Source organism: Rhizobium sp. NPDC090275, from assembly GCF_044772225.1.
Taxonomy (GTDB): Bacteria; Pseudomonadota; Alphaproteobacteria; order Rhizobiales; family Rhizobiaceae; genus Rhizobium.
Genome location: NZ_JBIVYL010000002.1, coordinates 119,219 through 134,316, shown reverse-complemented (window position 1 = coordinate 134,316; position 15,098 = coordinate 119,219). Strand labels below are relative to the sequence as shown.

Sequence of the window (15,098 nt, the reverse complement as noted above, 5' to 3'; positions counted from 1 at the left end):
GATCGCGATGGCCGAGATACCGACGATAGAGACCGAGCGGCTGATCCTGCGGCCGCACACAGTTGAGGATTTCGAGGCTTATCACGCGCTCTGGAGCAACGATGCGGTCGTGCGCTTCATCAGCGGGGTGGCGTCGACGCGGGAGCAGAGCTGGGGACGCATGCTGCGCGTCGCCGGTATGTGGCACCATATGGGCTTCGGCTTCCTCGCCATCGAAGAAAAAGAGAGCGGGAAGTTCGTGGGCGAAGCGGGCTTTCTTGAGATGAAGCGCGACATGCAGCCCGTCAGCACCGAGGGGACGCTGGAAACGGGCTGGGCGTTGATGCCGGAGGCTCAAGGCAAAGGCTACGCGACGGAAGCGCTGCGGGCTTTGATCGACTGGGCGGAGCATCGCTTTCCGGCACGGTCGATGAGCTGCATCATCGACCCCGACAATGCCGCCTCGCTGCGCCTTGCCGAAAAGCTCGGCTTTGGCGATGCGAGGCGGGCGCACTACAATGGCGAGGTTATTCTGCTTTCGCGACCGGGAACTCGGCCAACCTAGCGGCATAGCGCGCCATGGTGTCGACTTCGAAATTGACGAAATCGCCGGCCTGGCGCTTGCCCCAGGTCGTGACCTCGAGCGTGTGGCGAATAAGCAGAACGTCGAAGTCGGTGCCATCGACGGCATTGACCGTCAGCGATGTGCCATCGAGCGCGATCGAGCCCTTGGGCGCGACGAACTTTGCCAGATGCTCCGGCGCGCGGATGCGGAAACGGGTGGCATCGCCCTCTTCGGTCACGGAGAGGATCTCGGCCTTGCCGTCGACATGGCCCGAGACGATGTGGCCACCCAGTTCGTCACCGATCTTCAGCGAGCGCTCAAGGTTGACGGGGCTGCCCTCTGTCCAGGTGCCGATCGTCGTCAGGCGCAGTGCTTCTTCCCAGGCTTCCACCTCGAACCAGCGACCGTTGCTGCCCTCTTCGGGCAAGCCCGTGACGGTGAGGCAGATGCCGGAATGCGAGATCGAGGCGCCCATGTCGATGGTCGCCGGATCATAGCTGGTCGCCACGCGAAGCTTGATGCCTTCCTTGAGAGGCGAAACGGATTCGATCGTGCCGACGTCGGTGACAATGCCTGTAAACATCAAACTTCTCTTTCGTATTCGTCCAGGCTGTCGTCGCCAACTCTGCGCGTGCCCACATGCTTGAAATCGGATGGAATATCGGTTTTGCGGATCGGCGTTTCAATACCGCCTTGCCCAATCGTGCCCGGCCCCTGGTAGAGCAGGATGCGGTCGACATAGCCGGCCTCAAGGAACAGCCGCGCCGTCTTGGCGCCGCCTTCGACCAGCAGCGAGGAAATGCCGCGGGAGGCTAGTGCCGGGAGAAGCTGTTCCGGATGGTAGGGGTGGCAGTAGACGACTTCGACGCCGGATGCTTCGAGGGCTTGGCGGCGGGCTTCGAGTTGTGCGGTATTCTCGTTGGCGTTGGTGGGTGTGTTACCCCCCTCTGCCCTGCCGGGCATCTCCCCCACAAGTGGGGAGATTGGCTGGGCGGAGCCGCTCGTTCCAACATCTGCGTTTTGCGAAGGCGCCCGCAACGAGTCGATCTCCCCCCTTGTGGGGGAGATGTCCGGCAGGACAGAGGGGGGTAAATCTTGCTCTCCCGTCTCCGCCTCCGAAACCTCCTCACGCCCCACCACAATGACCGGCACCTGCCGCGCCGTCCGCACCAGCTTCGACGCCAACGGCAACTCCAGCAACGGATCAAGCACAACACGCACCGGAGAGCGGCCCTCGAGCCCCGGAATGCGCACCGTCAGTTCCGGATCGTCAGCAACGGCGGTCCCGATGCCGACAAGGATCGCATCCGTCTCGGCCCGCAGCTGCTGCACCTCGGCGCGCGCAGCGGGACCAGTGATCGCGATCTGGCCCGCGCCCAGGCGCCCGATCATGCCGTCTTGAGAAACGGCAAGCTTCAGAATCACATAGGGGCGGTTCTTCGTCTGGCGGGTGAGATAGGCGGCGAGCGAGTGGCGGCCCTCCTCTTCCAACAACCCGGTCTCGACGGTGATGCCGGCATCGCGGAGCATGCCGATGCCCCTGCCCGACACGCGCTCATCGGGATCGGTGACGCTGATGACGACGCGCGCCACGCCGGATGCGATCAGCGCATCGGCGCAGGGCGGCGTCTTTCCGTGGTGGGAGCATGGTTCGAGCGTGACATAGGCGGTGGCGCCGCGTGCCAGTTCACCTGCCTCGGCCAAGGCCTGCGGCTCGGCATGCGGGCGGCCGCCGACGGCGGTCGTGCCACGGCCGACGATCGTGCCGTCGCGCACGACGACGCAACCGACGGAGGGATTGGTGGATGTCTGGCCGAGATGGAGGAAACCCAGGCGGATCGCCTCCTGCATGAATTGCGCGTCGTCTGGCGAAGCGCTCATCGCTCAACTATCCAAGGGATCGCGAGCGATCTTGGCGTTGATCTCCGAGATCACCTTCTCGAAATCCTCGGCGTGGCTGAAATCGCGGTAGACCGAAGCGTAGCGCACGAAGCCGACGTCATCGAGGCTCTTCAGCGCTTCGAGAACCTGCAGGCCGATCTGCTCGGAGCTGATTTCGACTTCGCCGGAGCTTTCCAGGCGCCGCACGATGCCCGAGACCGCGCGTTCTATGCGGTCGCGGTCGACGGGGCGCTTGCGCAGCGCGATCTCGAAGGAACGCACCAGCTTGTCGCGATCGAAAGGCACCTTGCGGCCGGTCTTCTTCGAGACCATGAGCTCGCGCAGCTGCACGCGCTCGAAGGTCGTGAAACGACCGCCGCAATCAGGACAAATACGCCTGCGGCGGATGGACGTATTGTCCTCCGCCGGGCGTGAATCCTTGACCTGTGTGTCTTCCGATCCGCAGAATGGGCAGCGCATGCGCTATCCTTAGCCGATGTAGTCGTACATTGGGAAGCGGCCGGTGAGGTTCATCACCTTGTCGCGTACGGCTGCTTCGACGCTGGCATTGCCTTCGTCGGAATTGGCTGCCTTCAGGCCATCGAGAACCTCGACGATGAGATTGCCGATTTCCTTGAATTCCGCTTCCTTGAAGCCGCGCGTCGTGCCGGCAGGCGCGCCGAGGCGAACACCAGAGGTGACGAAGGGCTTTTCAGGGTCGAACGGGATGCCGTTCTTGTTGCAGGTGATGTAGGCACGGCCGAGGGCTGCTTCGGCGCGCTTGCCCGTCGCGTTCTTCTTGCGAAGGTCGACCAGCATCAGGTGGTTGTCGGTGCCGCCGGAGACGACGTCGAGGCCACCTGCGATCAGCGTATCGGCGAGCGCCTTGGCGTTCTTGACGATCTGGGCAGCATAGTCCTTGAACTCAGGCTGCAGCGCTTCACCGAAGGCAACGGCCTTGGCGGCGATGATGTGCATGAGCGGACCGCCCTGGAGACCCGGGAAGACGGCCGAGTTGAACTTCTTGGCCAGATCCTCGTCGTTGGTCAGGATGACACCACCGCGCGGGCCGCGCAGCGACTTGTGGGTCGTGGTGGTCGCAACGTGGCAGTGCGGGAACGGCGACGGATGCTGGCCACCGGCAACGAGACCGGCGATATGGGCCATGTCGACCATGAGGTAGGCGCCGACTTCATCGGCGATCTCGCGGAAGCGCTTCCAGTCCCAGATGCGGGAATAAGCGGTGCCGCCGGCGATGATCAGCTTCGGCTTGTGGGTGCGTGCCTTCTCGGCGACGTCGTCCATGTCGAGCAGGTTATCGCCTTCGCGAACGCCGTAGGAGACAACGTTGAACCACTTGCCGGACATGTTGACCGGCGAACCGTGGGTCAGGTGACCGCCCGAGTTGAGGTCGAGGCCCATGAAGGTGTCGCCCGGCTGCAGCAGCGCGAGGAAGACAGCCTGGTTCATCTGCGAACCGGAGTTCGGCTGAACGTTGGCGAAGTTGACGCCGAACAGCTTCTTGGCGCGTTCGATCGCGAGTTCTTCGGCGATATCGACAAACTGGCAGCCGCCATAGTAGCGCTTGCCCGGATAACCCTCGGCGTACTTGTTGGTCATGATGGAGCCCTGGGCTTCCAGAACCGCGCGGGAAACGATGTTTTCCGAGGCGATCAACTCGATCTCATGACGCTGGCGACCGAGTTCCTTTTGGATCGAACCGAAGATTTCCGGATCGGTGTCGGCAAGCGAGCGATTGAAGAAGGTCTGGGTAGAAGCATTGGTCATCGGCGGGCTCCTTAACTGGAATGCGCTAGGCTATTAGCGCCCTGCCCGTTCAAGGGCAATACGGAGAGCGACATTTGCTGGGCAATCTACGCGCAACAAAAAACCGCGCCATGAAAGACGCGGTTTTTTTAATTCCAACGCAGCTTTCGGCTATTACTGAACCGGCTGCTCCATGCCTGCGGTCGTGTCGAGCGCGAGTTCGGCGTTACCGTCCATCTGGTAGATATCGTCGCGGAACTGCACGATACCGTCAGGCATGCCCCAGGCGGAGATGTAGACGAAGTACACAGGCACTTCCTCGGCCAGCTTGATCGGCGTGTTGACGCGGGTGGTGATCACCTGCTCCATCTGCTGGCGAGACCACGGAGGTGTATCGCGCAGCAGCCAGGTGGTCAGGTCGCGAACGTTCTGAACGCGCACGCAGCCGGAGGATTCGAAGCGCATGAGCTTGTTGAACAGGCCCTGCTGCGGCGTGTCGTGCATGTACTCGCCGTTCTTGTTGTAGAAGTTGATCTTCGTCGAGGCCATGGCGTTGATCTTGCCCGGGTCCTGACGGAACATCAGGTTCGGCGCCTTTTCAGCGTTCCAGTCGATCGTCTCAGGGGCTACTTCCGTGCCCTTGCCGTCGATCAGACGAATGTTGTTCTTCGTCAGGTAGGTCGGGTCCTTGCGCATCAGCGGCACGATGTCCTTTTCGACGATCGAGCGCGGCGCGGTCCAGTAAGGATTGAGGATGACCTCGTAGATCTTCGAGTTGACCAGGTGTGTCGGACGGCTGAGGCGGCCGACAACCGCGTTGTGGCGCGTCACGACGCTGCCGTCCTCGATGCCTTCGACATAAGCAGCCGGGATGTTGACCATCACGTGGCGACGGCCGAGCTCTTCCGGGAAGGTCTGCAGGCGGATCAGGTTGGTGTTCAGCTGCTGCAGGCGCACGTCGGCTGGGATGTTCATCGCCTTCAGCGTGAATTCACCAAGCACGCCGTCGGCCGGGAGACCATGACGTGCCTGGAAGCGCTTGACCGCACCATCGACGTAGGAATCAAACGACGAGGACATGCCGGCTTCCTGCGGCAGGTCGCCGGTAACGAAGAGGCGCTGGCGCAGGGCCTGGACGGACTGATCGGTGACGCCGATCTGCAGGCGCTGCTGGCCCGGGTTGACCTGCGGCCAACCGCCTGCGGATGCGATCTGCTGATACTGGGCAATCGCCTGCTGAATGCTGGGGACGGACTGCGGTCCGAGGATCGGGGTGTTCGACACCACGGCGGTTGCCGTACGGGACGCTGCCTTCGCATCGAACTGGTCGTCCCAGTCACCGCGCTCCGGTGCATTGATCAGCGAATCGATTGCCGATTGCGCCAGTGCCGGCGCCGCGACCGAACTTGCGCCAACGGCTGCGGCCGAAGCAAGAAATGCCCGCCGAGAGAGAGCTTCAGTACCTGTTTTTTTAGACATGCATCCCAACCACAATAATGCCGCCGCTTGAGAGACCGGTGGCTTTGCCCTTCGTCACCGCGAATAACGCAGTCACTACCCATCCGTTGCCACGGCGCACCTCAAATTCTCGCTGCCGGCGATCACATGATCGCGAGCAGGAAAGGCGAGGTTATCAAAACCCCGGATTCGAAAAGCGCCGATTGCCGTGTATTTCCGCTGCCATGCTAATATGGCCAATTCGTGTCTCCGCCGAAAAGTGCAACTTTCGATAGCGATCGAAGCGAAGAATGAACCAAACCATTGCAAGGATTCTGCCGGCTAATAGCGGCTAAAAGGCGGCTTGAATACAGGGGTTTAAGGCTCGAAGCGCGGTTGGCTGGCCATGCGTTGCAAAGATGCCACGTCGGCGCAAACGGCAAAGCCGGACGCGCAGGGAAACGCATCCGGCTTTCTTTGACCTTGGAGAGGTCTTGTTGCTTAGAGACGATACATGATCGAGTCGTTCCAGAAGCGGTCGAGACGGGTCAGCAGCTTGTTCATCTGCGCGAACTCGTCGGTGCCGATGCCGCCGACCTTGTCGATCGATGCCGTGTGGCGCTCATAGAGCTTGGCAACCGTCTCGGCGATTTCCTGGCCGGTTTCCGTCAGGCTGATGCGGACCGAGCGACGGTCGATGCGCGAGCGCTGGTGGTTGATGAAGCCGAGGTCGACGAGCTTCTTGACGTTGTAGGAAACGTTGGAGCCCAGGTAGTAACCGCGAGAGCGAAGTTCGCCGGCGGTCAGTTCCGAGTTGCCGATGTTGAAGAGGAGGAGAGCCTGGATGGCGTTGACGTCGCTGCGACCCTGACGGTCGAATTCGTCCTTGATGACATCCAGAAGACGACGGTGAAGACGTTCAACAAGATGAAGGGATTCCATGTAAAGATCGCGGATACCCAGGTCCTGCTGTTCACGGAAGTTCGATACCGCCTGCGGCTTGATTTTCGTATTCATGATGACTGCCTCACTGTTTTGTTTGGCGGTGTTGGTTGTCTTCCCGCCTTGAGACAGACCCTATCGAATACAGATAAAATTCTACTTAAACTGCAGGCTTAACAGTGCCTTACCAAAACGCGCTGTTGTATCAGGGTAAATCAACGCTTACCTGCTGCCGGCGCCGGCGCTTCTCCTGCCAGAGCAAAAAGCGGAAAACAGCGTAGATAATGGCCACTGCCGCATGCAGGAGAATGATGAGTTTGTTGGCTCCGAAAATCTCCGGAAGAAAGCCATACATTATGATCTGGCCACCGGCCGCGAGCACCCAGATGACGGGTCCCCAGGAGACAGCCAGCCAGAGCCCGAGGGCAGCCACGGGAAACAGAACCGCAAGGCTGGTGCTCGCCACCTTCCACGGCAGGCTCAGAAGATCGAAGCGTCCCGCACCGATCAGCGAGTAGCCGACAAGCATCGCCCAATACTGCAATCCGAACCAGAAACACGAGATCGCGATCAGGCGCAGGAACAGGACAAAGAGAACGCCGGTGAGCGTGCTTTTCGGTATGGTCGGAGAATCAGCGTTCATGGGTCAGACAATAGGAGTGCTGCGGCGTCTTCGCCAGCGGTTGATCGCAAGCTGTTGACTGGTTGCGGCCATTCGCCCGGTTTGGATTTGTCGGATGGCATGATAATGAGCGCAGCAACAATTGGAACTGCCAAGAGCTGGAACGATCATGCAGGACAAGACACACCTCGTCGATGAAATCACGGGCCACCGCCGGATGCGGCGCAACCGCAAGGCCGACTGGACGCGCCGGATGGTGCAGGAGAACCGGCTGACGGTCGACGATCTGATCTGGCCGGTCTTCGTGGTTCCGGGTTCCGGCATCGTCGAGCCGATCCCCGCCATGCCGGGTGTCAACCGCATGAGCGTCGACAAGCTGGTGGAAGCCACCAAGGAAGCGGCCGATCTCGGCATTCCCGCGATCGCGACCTTCCCGAATATCGAGATGTCGCTGCGCGACGAGACCGGCTCCAACAGCCTGGAAGCGAACAACCTGATCAACCAGGCGACGGCCGCCATCAAGAAGGCCGTGCCGAATATCGGCGTCATCACCGACGTGGCACTCGATCCGTTCACCAGCCACGGCCATGACGGCATCCTGCGCGGCAACGAGATCGTCAATGACGAGACGGTCGAGCAGGTGGCACGTGCAGCGGTCATGCAGGCCGATGCCGGCTCAGACATCATCTCGCCGTCCGAAATGATGGACGGCCGCATCGGCGCGATCCGCCGGGCGCTTGACGCCGCCGGGCACCAGGATGTCGGGATCATGAGCTACGCGACGAAGTTCGCCTCCGCCTTCTATGGTCCCTACCGCGAGGCGATCTCGACCGGCGGACTGCTGAAGGGCGACAAGAAGAGCTACTATATCGACCCAGCCAATGGCACGGAAGCGATCCGCGACGCCGCACTCGACGTCGAGGAAGGCGCCGACATGCTGATGGTCAAGCCCGGCCTGCCCTATATCGACATCTGCTGGCGGATGAAGGAAGCCTTCGGCCTTCCGACCTTCGCCTATCAGGTGTCGGGCGAATATTCGCAGATCAAGGCGGCAGCGATGAACGGCTGGATCGACGGCGAAAAGGCGATGCTTGAGACGCTGCTTGCCTTCAAGCGCGCCGGCTGCGACGGCATCCTCACCTATTTTTCCATCGAGGTTGCCAAGATCCTCGCCAAACGCTGATCGCTTCGCGCTAATATTGCATTCGCAGAGAGCGTCACCATATCAGCGGTAGCCACTCTCGAAAGGAGACCGTAACGATGTCGCTCAACCCGAACCCGCTCTATGCCGCACCTGACGATTGGCGCGCCTATAGCGGCACGCTGAGCCGGCGCGTTTTTGCGTTCATCCTCGACTATGTGATCATTCTGCTGCTCTGCATTCCGGCAGCGGTCATCCTGTTCTTCCTGTCGATCGTCACGCTCGGCCTCGGTTTCTTTCTTTATCCGGCGCTGTTCGTGATCGTCGCGGGCCTGTATTTCGGCTTCACGGTCGGCGGCTCGAGCCAGGCATCGCTTGGCATGCGGGCGATGGGGATTGCGATCGTGCGCGTCGACGGGCGGGAGATGGATTTCCTGACGGCGATCGTTCACCTGGCGCTGTTCTGGATCCTGAACTCGGTTCTGACGCCGCTGATTCTGCTGGTCGGCCTGTTCACCGAACGCAGCCGCCTGCTGCACGATTTTCTCGTCGGCACGGTGACGGTCAGAACCGCCTGAGATTGATCAAGTCTCTGAAATAAGCGGATTTCCCCTCCTTTTGAGGGGAAATTTTCGGCCAATATCCGAAAGTATAATCGGTTACAAAGCGCGGCGCACTGCCGCGCTGTTGACGTTTTCTTTTCTTAAGTCATGCTGTCATTTCAGCATGCAACCTAAGGACATCTCAGCAGCAGATGAATACGCAGACCACGCCATCTCCGCAGTTTTATCTGACGGCCCCGGCTGCCTGCCCTTACCTTGCGCATGAGATGGAAAGAAAGGTTTTTACGCATCTCGTCGGGCCCCGCGCCGCCGAGATGAATGACATCCTGACGCAAGGCGGATTTCGCCGCTCTCAGAACATCGCCTACCGCCCGGCCTGCGAGGCTTGCCGGGCCTGCGTGTCTGTTCGCATCCTTGCCGACGAGTTCGAGCCGACCAAGTCGATGAAGCGGGTGCTCGCCACCAACTCCGATATCATCTCGACCGAATTTCCGGCGCAGCCATCGAGCGAGCAATATTCGCTGTTTCGTCGCTACCTCGACTATCGCCACCAGCAGGGCGGCATGTCTGACATGACGGTGCTCGACTATGCGATCATGGTCGAGGACACCCATGTCAACACCAAGATCATCGAGTATCGCCGGCGTGTGGAAGGCTCGGGGCTGGAAACGCGGCCAAGCGGCGAGCTGATCGCGGCGGCCCTGACCGACACGATGAGCGACGGGCTCTCGATGGTCTATTCCTACTTCAATCCCGATCTCGACAAGCGCTCGCTCGGCACCTTCATGATCCTCGACCACATCAGGCGGACAAAGGCGCTCGGCCTGCCGCATGTCTATCTCGGCTACTGGGTTCAAGGCTCGCGGAAAATGGACTACAAGACCCGCTACCAGCCGCAGGAACACCTGACCGCGCGCGGCTGGGAGCGTTTCGATCCCACATCCCTTCCCGAAGGTAGCCAGCCCTAAATGCCCCTCCCTACCCTTTCCGATCATCGGAAGGGCCTGCTGCTGACGGCGATCGGCGGCCTTGCGCTCTCCATGGACATTCCGCTCGTACGCCTCGCCCATGGCGACATGTGGTCGATCGTCGGCATGCGCAGCATCACGACGGTTGCCGTGACTTTGCTGATCCTTTGCGCGATCCGGTGGGTGAAGGGAAGCTGGCCGGCGATGGTGCCCGGTCGAGCGGGCCTTCTTGCGGGATTTCTCTATGGGCTCTCGACCATCACATTCCTGCTTGCGGTGTTTAACACGACCACCGCCAACGTCGTCTTCATTGTCGCCTTCAATCCGATGTTCGGCGCGCTGCTGTCATGGCTGTTCCTGAAGGAGCGCCCACCGTTGTCGACGCTCGTGACCATGGCTGTAATGATCCTTGGCGTAGGCCTGATTGTCGGCGACGGCTTGGCCGGCGGCCACAGCTTTGGCGATGCGATGGCGCTTTTGACGGCGCTGGTGCTCGCTGGCGCGATTACCGTCGGGCGCGCATCGCGTCGCGCCATGGGTTTCGTGCCGTTGCTTGCCGCGGCCTTTCCCGCCGCTCTGGGCATTGCGAACGCTTTGCCGGCAGGTCTCGTGATCGAGCATCCCGCCTGGATCATTTTCAACGGCGCGATCCTGATGCCGGTGTCGTTCTGGTGTCTTGCCAGCGGCCCGCGTTATCTTTCGGCACCCGAGGTCGGCATGTTCTACCTGCTCGAGACCATTCTGGCACCGATCTGGATCTGGCTGATCTTCGCGGAAACGCCGCCGGTCATGACGTTGATCGGCGGCTCCATCCTCGTCATCGCGATTATGGTGCACTCGCTTTGGATGGTTCGGAAACAGCCTGGGACGCAACAAGCTCCGGCAGCTTGACCGTGTGAGCCGCATCGAGCTCGCGCTCCAGACCGTTCAGCACATGCGTCCAGCCGCGATGGGTCTGCTCTTCGAAGGCTGACCATTCGGCACACATTTCATGCGACAGCGTCAGGCGCGTGCCCTCCCCCAGCGGTTCGATTTCGACGCGGATGCGATCGGCATTGTGATCGTGTTCGGCGACCGAAAACGAGAACACCATCAGGCGCGGCCGGCGCATTTCGAGAAATACGCCATAATGAACGGCATCGCCGGTCGGCCGCCTGTCGATGACGAGAAAATGGCCGCCGACGCGCGGCTCGATATCGGCACGGATGACCCTGCCGTCATCGGTGGCGAAGAGGAAGCGTTTGGCGATTTCGGGATTGAGCCAGGCGTCGTAGACCTCGCAGGGCGAGGCATTGTAGGTGTGGCCGACTGAAAGCGTAATGGTCTTGCAGGCACTCATCAACATTCCTCCGTGATCGGACCTCCATGATCGGACATGCCGCCTTCCCACGAAGGCGCCACATACGATCATTCCGTCCGCCTTCGGAATGATGTTTGTCCATGTTGTGATTACAGGACAGAACTAGAGGAAATGCCCCGCTCGCCAAGAGCGGGGCGCTGATATATTTCAGCCGGCGAACTTGCCGCTGCGGGGGAAGCCCTTGGGAACGGTGCGGCCGGCCGAAGCGCGGTCGGCGAGCCATTCGGCGAGCTCTTCCTTGTTCTTACTGAACGTACGGCCGGCGCTGTCTTCCCAGACAAGGCCATCCGCGATCGCAAGGCAGCGAACGTCGGAAATGCCGCCATCCTTGTAGCGCTGCAGGCGAACGCCCTTGCCGCGCGACATTTCCGGAACCTGATCCAGCGGGAAGACCAGCAGCTTGCGGTTTTCGCCAACCACGGCGATGTGGTCGCCGGAGACGGGCACGAGCAGCTTGGTTTCGTCGGGCATGGAGACGTTCATGATCTGCTTGCCCTTGCGGGTGTTGGCGACCATGTCGGTCTCGGCGACGACGAAGCCATTGCCGGCCGTCGAGACGATCATCTGCTTGCGCTGCGGATCGTGGACGAATGCCGTCAGCACGTCCTGGTCGTTGTCCATGTCGATCATGATACGCAACGGCTCGCCATGGCCGCGGCCACCCGGCAGCTTGTCGCCGCCAAGCGTGAAGGCCTTGCCGCCGGTGGTGATGACAAGGATCTTGTCCGTCGTCTGCGCCGGGAACGCGATCCTCAGCGCGTCGCCTTCCTTGAAGGTCAGCGTCGCGGTGTCAGAGATATGGCCCTTCAGCGCGCGGATCCAGCCCTTTTCGGAAACGACGACGGTGATCGGCTCTTTCTCGATCATCGCCTGCTGGATAGCCTGCTCGTCGGCATCCGGCGCTTCGGCGAACTGGGTGCGACGGCGGCCAAGTTCGGTCGCCTTGGCGAACTTCTTCTTCACCTCGCCGATTTCCCAGGCAACGGTCTGCCACTGCTTGTCCTCGGAGGCGAGCAGCGCTTCGATCTCGGCCTTTTCCTTGCTCAGAGCGTCGAACTCGGTGCGGATCTCGAACTCTTCGAGCTTGCGCAAGGAGCGCAGGCGCATGTTGAGAATGGCTTCGACCTGGATCTCGGTCAGCGACCAGCGCGCGACCATGACGGGCTTGGGCTCATCTTCCTCGCGGATGATGCGGATCACCTCGTCGATGTTGAGGTAGGCGATCAGCAGGCCGCCCAGGACTTCCAGGCGACGCTCGATAGCGGCAAGGCGGAAGCGCGAACGGCGCTGAAGCACGTCGCGGCGGTGATCCAACCATTCCTTCAGGACCTCGTTCAGGGCCATGACGCGCGGAATGCGGCCCATGGAGAGAACGTTCATGTTCAGCGGGAAACGGCTTTCGAGTTCCGTCAGCTTGAACATGGATTCCATGAGGATGGTCGGGTCGACGGTGCGGTTCTTCGGGACCAGCACGACGCGGACGTCTTCGGCCGACTCGTCGCGAATGTCTTCCAGCAGCGGCAGCTTGCGGGCGATCAAGAGCTCGGCGATCTTCTCGATCAGGCGCGACTTCTGCACCTGGAACGGGATTTCCGTGATGATGATCTGATAGCCGCCACGGCCGAGATCCTCGGTCTCCCACTTGGCGCGCGTGCGGAAGCCGCCGCGGCCGGTCTTGTAGGCGTCGATGATCGTCTGTCGGTCGTCGATGATGATGCCGCCGGTCGGGAAATCCGGACCCGGAATGAACTGCTCCACCAGCGTCTCGACCGTCGCATCCGGATGCTTGATCAGATGCAGCGCCGCGTCGCACAGTTCATGTGCGTTGTGCGACGGAATAGAGGTCGCCATGCCGACGGCGATGCCCGACGAGCCGTTGGCGAGAAGGTTCGGGAAGGCGCCAGGGAGAACCGTCGGCTCCTGGTCTTCTTCGTTGTAGGTCAGCCGGAAATCGACGGCGTCCTGATCGACACCCTCGAGCAGCAGCCCGGCGACATCTGTCATGCGGGCTTCGGTGTATCGATAGGCAGCAGCGCTATCGCCATCGATGTTGCCGAAGTTTCCCTGCCCGTCGACGACAGGATAACGCTGCGAGAAATCCTGGGCGAGACGAACCAGCGCATCGTAGACCGACTGGTCGCCGTGCGGGTGGAATTTACCGATGACGTCACCGACGATACGGGCGCATTTCTTGAAGGCCGAGTTCGGGCGGATGCCCATCTCGCTCATCGCATGGATGATGCGGCGATGAACCGGCTTCAGGCCGTCGCGAACGTCGGGCAGCGCGCGGTGCATGATGGTCGACAGCGCATAGGCGAGATAACGCTCTTCGAGCGCCGCCTTCAGGTCGATCGGAAGAATGCTGTCATCGTCTCCGCCAGAGGGCGGCAAAATCTCTTGTCCCATACCTTCTGACTAACCGAGATGGTTGATGTGAGCAAGGAATCCGGGCATTGCGGCTGTGGATGAAGTCCCCGAACAGAAAGAAAACGACCGCTAAAACCTTTCTGCCCGAATTTGGACTTTGTTTGCTTATCCCTTCAACATAATTTTAGAAAACACGAAATATAAACCGGCACAAATCCACCGTAGATTGACGGCCAACCGCCCACCTGGATCTGAGGAACACCAATGACATTTTACCGGACGACACGGCTCATGCTTTCGGGCGTGGCATTCCTTTCTCTCGCAGGCTCCGCTTTCGCGCTCGATGGCCAGGACCTGCTGAAGAAGATCAATGCCGCCTACACGCTGCAGGGCGGCACGCTCGCAGCCGATGGCGTCGATGTCGACGGCAAGACCGTCACGCTGAAGAACGCCAGCTTCAAGCCGAATAACGGCGGCGCTCTGCCGATCGGCGAAATCACGCTGTCGGGCGTCGAGGAAGATGACGACGGTGGCTACTACATCGAAGAAGCAGCCTTCCCCGACATCAACACCACCAATGACGGCGCGACGCTGACCGTGAGCGAACTGACGCTCGGCGGCATCTCCATTCCTGCCGATGCCAAGGGCGAAGGCCTCTCCTCCATGCTGCTCTACGAGAGCGCCCACAGCGGTCCGCTGAAGGTCGTCAAGGATGGCGCCGAAGTGTTCTCGCTCGGTGGCAGCGATGTGAACCTGACGCTGCGCGAAGACGAGTCCGGCTTCGATTTCGACGGCGCCTTCAAGAGCCTCAAGGCCGACCTCAGCAAGGCGGCCGATCCGCAGAGCAAGGAAGCGATCGAGAAGCTGGCGCTGCAGCAGGTCAATGGCGACATCACCATGAAGGGCGCCTGGGACTTGGCACCGGGCACGATCGACGTATCCGAGTTCGCCTTCGATTTCAGCAATGTCGGCAAGCTCAACCTCGCCTTCAAGGTCAATGGCTATACGCTCGCCTTCGTGAAGTCGCTGCAGGAAGCCGCCCAGCAGGCGGAAGCCAACCAGAACAAGGACCAGGCCCAGCAGGCCTTCGGCCTTGCCATGCTTGGCCTGTTGCAGCAGCTGTCCTTCGAAAGCGCTCAGATCCGCTTCGACGACGCCTCGATCACCAAGCGCGCTCTCGACTATGCCGGCAGCCAGCAGGGCATGTCGGGCAAGCAGATGGCGGACTCGCTGAAGGCGATGGCGCCGATCATGCTGGCACAGCTCAACATCCCCGAGCTGCAGAACGCCGTATCGGCCGCCGTCAACACCTTCCTCGACGACCCGAAGAGCCTGACGGTCAACGCCGCACCGGAAAAACCCGTGCCGTTCCCGATGATCATGGGTGCCGCCATGGGCGCACCGAACACGCTGCCGCAGGTGCTCGGCGTGAAGGTTTCGGCGAACGATTGATCGTTGCCGCATGAATGAGAAAGGCCTGGCGCGCATTGCTCGCCGGGCCTTTCT

Annotated in this window: 15 protein-coding genes; 6 read left to right on the top strand and 9 right to left on the bottom strand. The window is 61.1% G+C overall.

The window, feature by feature from the left end:
• Positions 1 to 7 precede the first annotated feature (7 nt).
• Positions 8 to 544: a GNAT family N-acetyltransferase gene (locus ACIQUB_RS04795; protein ID WP_113238907.1), complete on the top strand. Its 537-nt coding sequence runs from the start codon at positions 8 to 10 to the stop codon at positions 542 to 544.
• On the opposite strand, the gene ACIQUB_RS04790 is transcribed toward ACIQUB_RS04795, so the two are convergent.
• From ACIQUB_RS04790 to ACIQUB_RS04760, 7 genes are all read right to left on the bottom strand, one after another.
• The gene (locus ACIQUB_RS04790) at positions 507 to 1,127 is read right to left on the bottom strand and encodes a riboflavin synthase (protein ID WP_047513196.1); all 621 of its coding nucleotides are present in this window, start codon (positions 1,125 to 1,127) and stop codon (positions 507 to 509) included. The genes ACIQUB_RS04795 and ACIQUB_RS04790 overlap by 38 nt on opposite strands.
• Positions 1,127 to 2,425 (bottom strand): bifunctional diaminohydroxyphosphoribosylaminopyrimidine deaminase/5-amino-6-(5-phosphoribosylamino)uracil reductase RibD, encoded by a 1,299-nt coding sequence (gene ribD / locus ACIQUB_RS04785; RefSeq protein WP_402928784.1) that lies wholly within the window; start codon positions 2,423 to 2,425, stop codon positions 1,127 to 1,129. The genes ACIQUB_RS04790 and ribD overlap by 1 nt, the downstream gene beginning before the upstream one ends.
• 3 nt (positions 2,426 to 2,428) lie before the next feature.
• Complete coding sequence (gene nrdR / locus ACIQUB_RS04780) at positions 2,429 to 2,905, bottom strand: transcriptional regulator NrdR (RefSeq protein ID WP_047513200.1); 477 nt, start codon at positions 2,903 to 2,905, stop codon at positions 2,429 to 2,431.
• Between the two features lie 9 nt (positions 2,906 to 2,914).
• Entirely contained in the window at positions 2,915 to 4,213 is a 1,299-nt protein-coding gene (gene glyA, locus ACIQUB_RS04775) for a serine hydroxymethyltransferase (RefSeq protein ID WP_112536447.1), read from the bottom strand.
• A 153-nt stretch (positions 4,214 to 4,366) separates the two neighbouring features.
• Entirely contained in the window at positions 4,367 to 5,671 is a 1,305-nt protein-coding gene (locus ACIQUB_RS04770) for a murein L,D-transpeptidase (protein ID WP_112973538.1), read from the bottom strand.
• Positions 5,672 to 6,130: 459 nt separating this feature from the next.
• Positions 6,131 to 6,646, bottom strand: coding sequence for a transcriptional regulator LdtR (gene ldtR / locus ACIQUB_RS04765; RefSeq protein ID WP_018898693.1), 516 nt, complete (start codon positions 6,644 to 6,646; stop codon positions 6,131 to 6,133).
• A 130-nt stretch (positions 6,647 to 6,776) separates the two neighbouring features.
• Positions 6,777 to 7,214: a DUF6163 family protein gene (locus tag ACIQUB_RS04760; RefSeq protein WP_018898694.1), complete on the bottom strand. Its 438-nt coding sequence runs from the start codon at positions 7,212 to 7,214 to the stop codon at positions 6,777 to 6,779.
• Positions 7,215 to 7,362: 148 nt separating this feature from the next.
• Between ACIQUB_RS04760 and hemB the strand changes: the two genes are divergently transcribed.
• The 4 genes from hemB to ACIQUB_RS04740 all read left to right on the top strand — a co-directional run bounded on the left by hemB (position 7,363) and on the right by ACIQUB_RS04740 (position 10,756).
• Positions 7,363 to 8,376 (top strand): porphobilinogen synthase, encoded by a 1,014-nt coding sequence (gene hemB, locus ACIQUB_RS04755; protein WP_111561157.1) that lies wholly within the window; start codon positions 7,363 to 7,365, stop codon positions 8,374 to 8,376.
• Between the two features lie 77 nt (positions 8,377 to 8,453).
• Positions 8,454 to 8,912 (top strand): RDD family protein, encoded by a 459-nt coding sequence (locus ACIQUB_RS04750; RefSeq protein WP_018898696.1) that lies wholly within the window; start codon positions 8,454 to 8,456, stop codon positions 8,910 to 8,912.
• A gap of 176 nt (positions 8,913 to 9,088) precedes the next feature.
• On the top strand, positions 9,089 to 9,865 hold the full coding sequence (locus tag ACIQUB_RS04745) for an arginyltransferase (protein ID WP_111561156.1): 777 nt from the start codon (positions 9,089 to 9,091) through the stop codon (positions 9,863 to 9,865).
• The gene (locus tag ACIQUB_RS04740; protein ID WP_113238906.1) at positions 9,866 to 10,756 is read left to right on the top strand and encodes a DMT family transporter; all 891 of its coding nucleotides are present in this window, start codon (positions 9,866 to 9,868) and stop codon (positions 10,754 to 10,756) included. It abuts the gene before it with no gap.
• Here ACIQUB_RS04740 and ACIQUB_RS04735 read toward each other — a convergent pair.
• Complete coding sequence (locus ACIQUB_RS04735) at positions 10,692 to 11,204, bottom strand: SRPBCC domain-containing protein (protein WP_047513216.1); 513 nt, start codon at positions 11,202 to 11,204, stop codon at positions 10,692 to 10,694. The two genes, ACIQUB_RS04740 and ACIQUB_RS04735, sit on opposite strands and share 65 nt — an antisense overlap.
• 168 nt (positions 11,205 to 11,372) lie before the next feature.
• Positions 11,373 to 13,631: a DNA topoisomerase IV subunit A gene (parC, locus tag ACIQUB_RS04730; protein WP_113238905.1), complete on the bottom strand. Its 2,259-nt coding sequence runs from the start codon at positions 13,629 to 13,631 to the stop codon at positions 11,373 to 11,375.
• Positions 13,632 to 13,856: 225 nt separating this feature from the next.
• Here parC and ACIQUB_RS04725 point away from each other — a divergent pair, with 225 nt between their 5' ends.
• Positions 13,857 to 15,044 carry a hypothetical protein gene (locus tag ACIQUB_RS04725; RefSeq protein ID WP_112941285.1) on the top strand — a complete coding sequence of 396 codons (1,188 nt, stop codon included), beginning with the start codon at positions 13,857 to 13,859 and terminating at the stop codon, positions 15,042 to 15,044.
• The last annotated feature ends 54 nt before the right edge of the window (positions 15,045 to 15,098 follow it).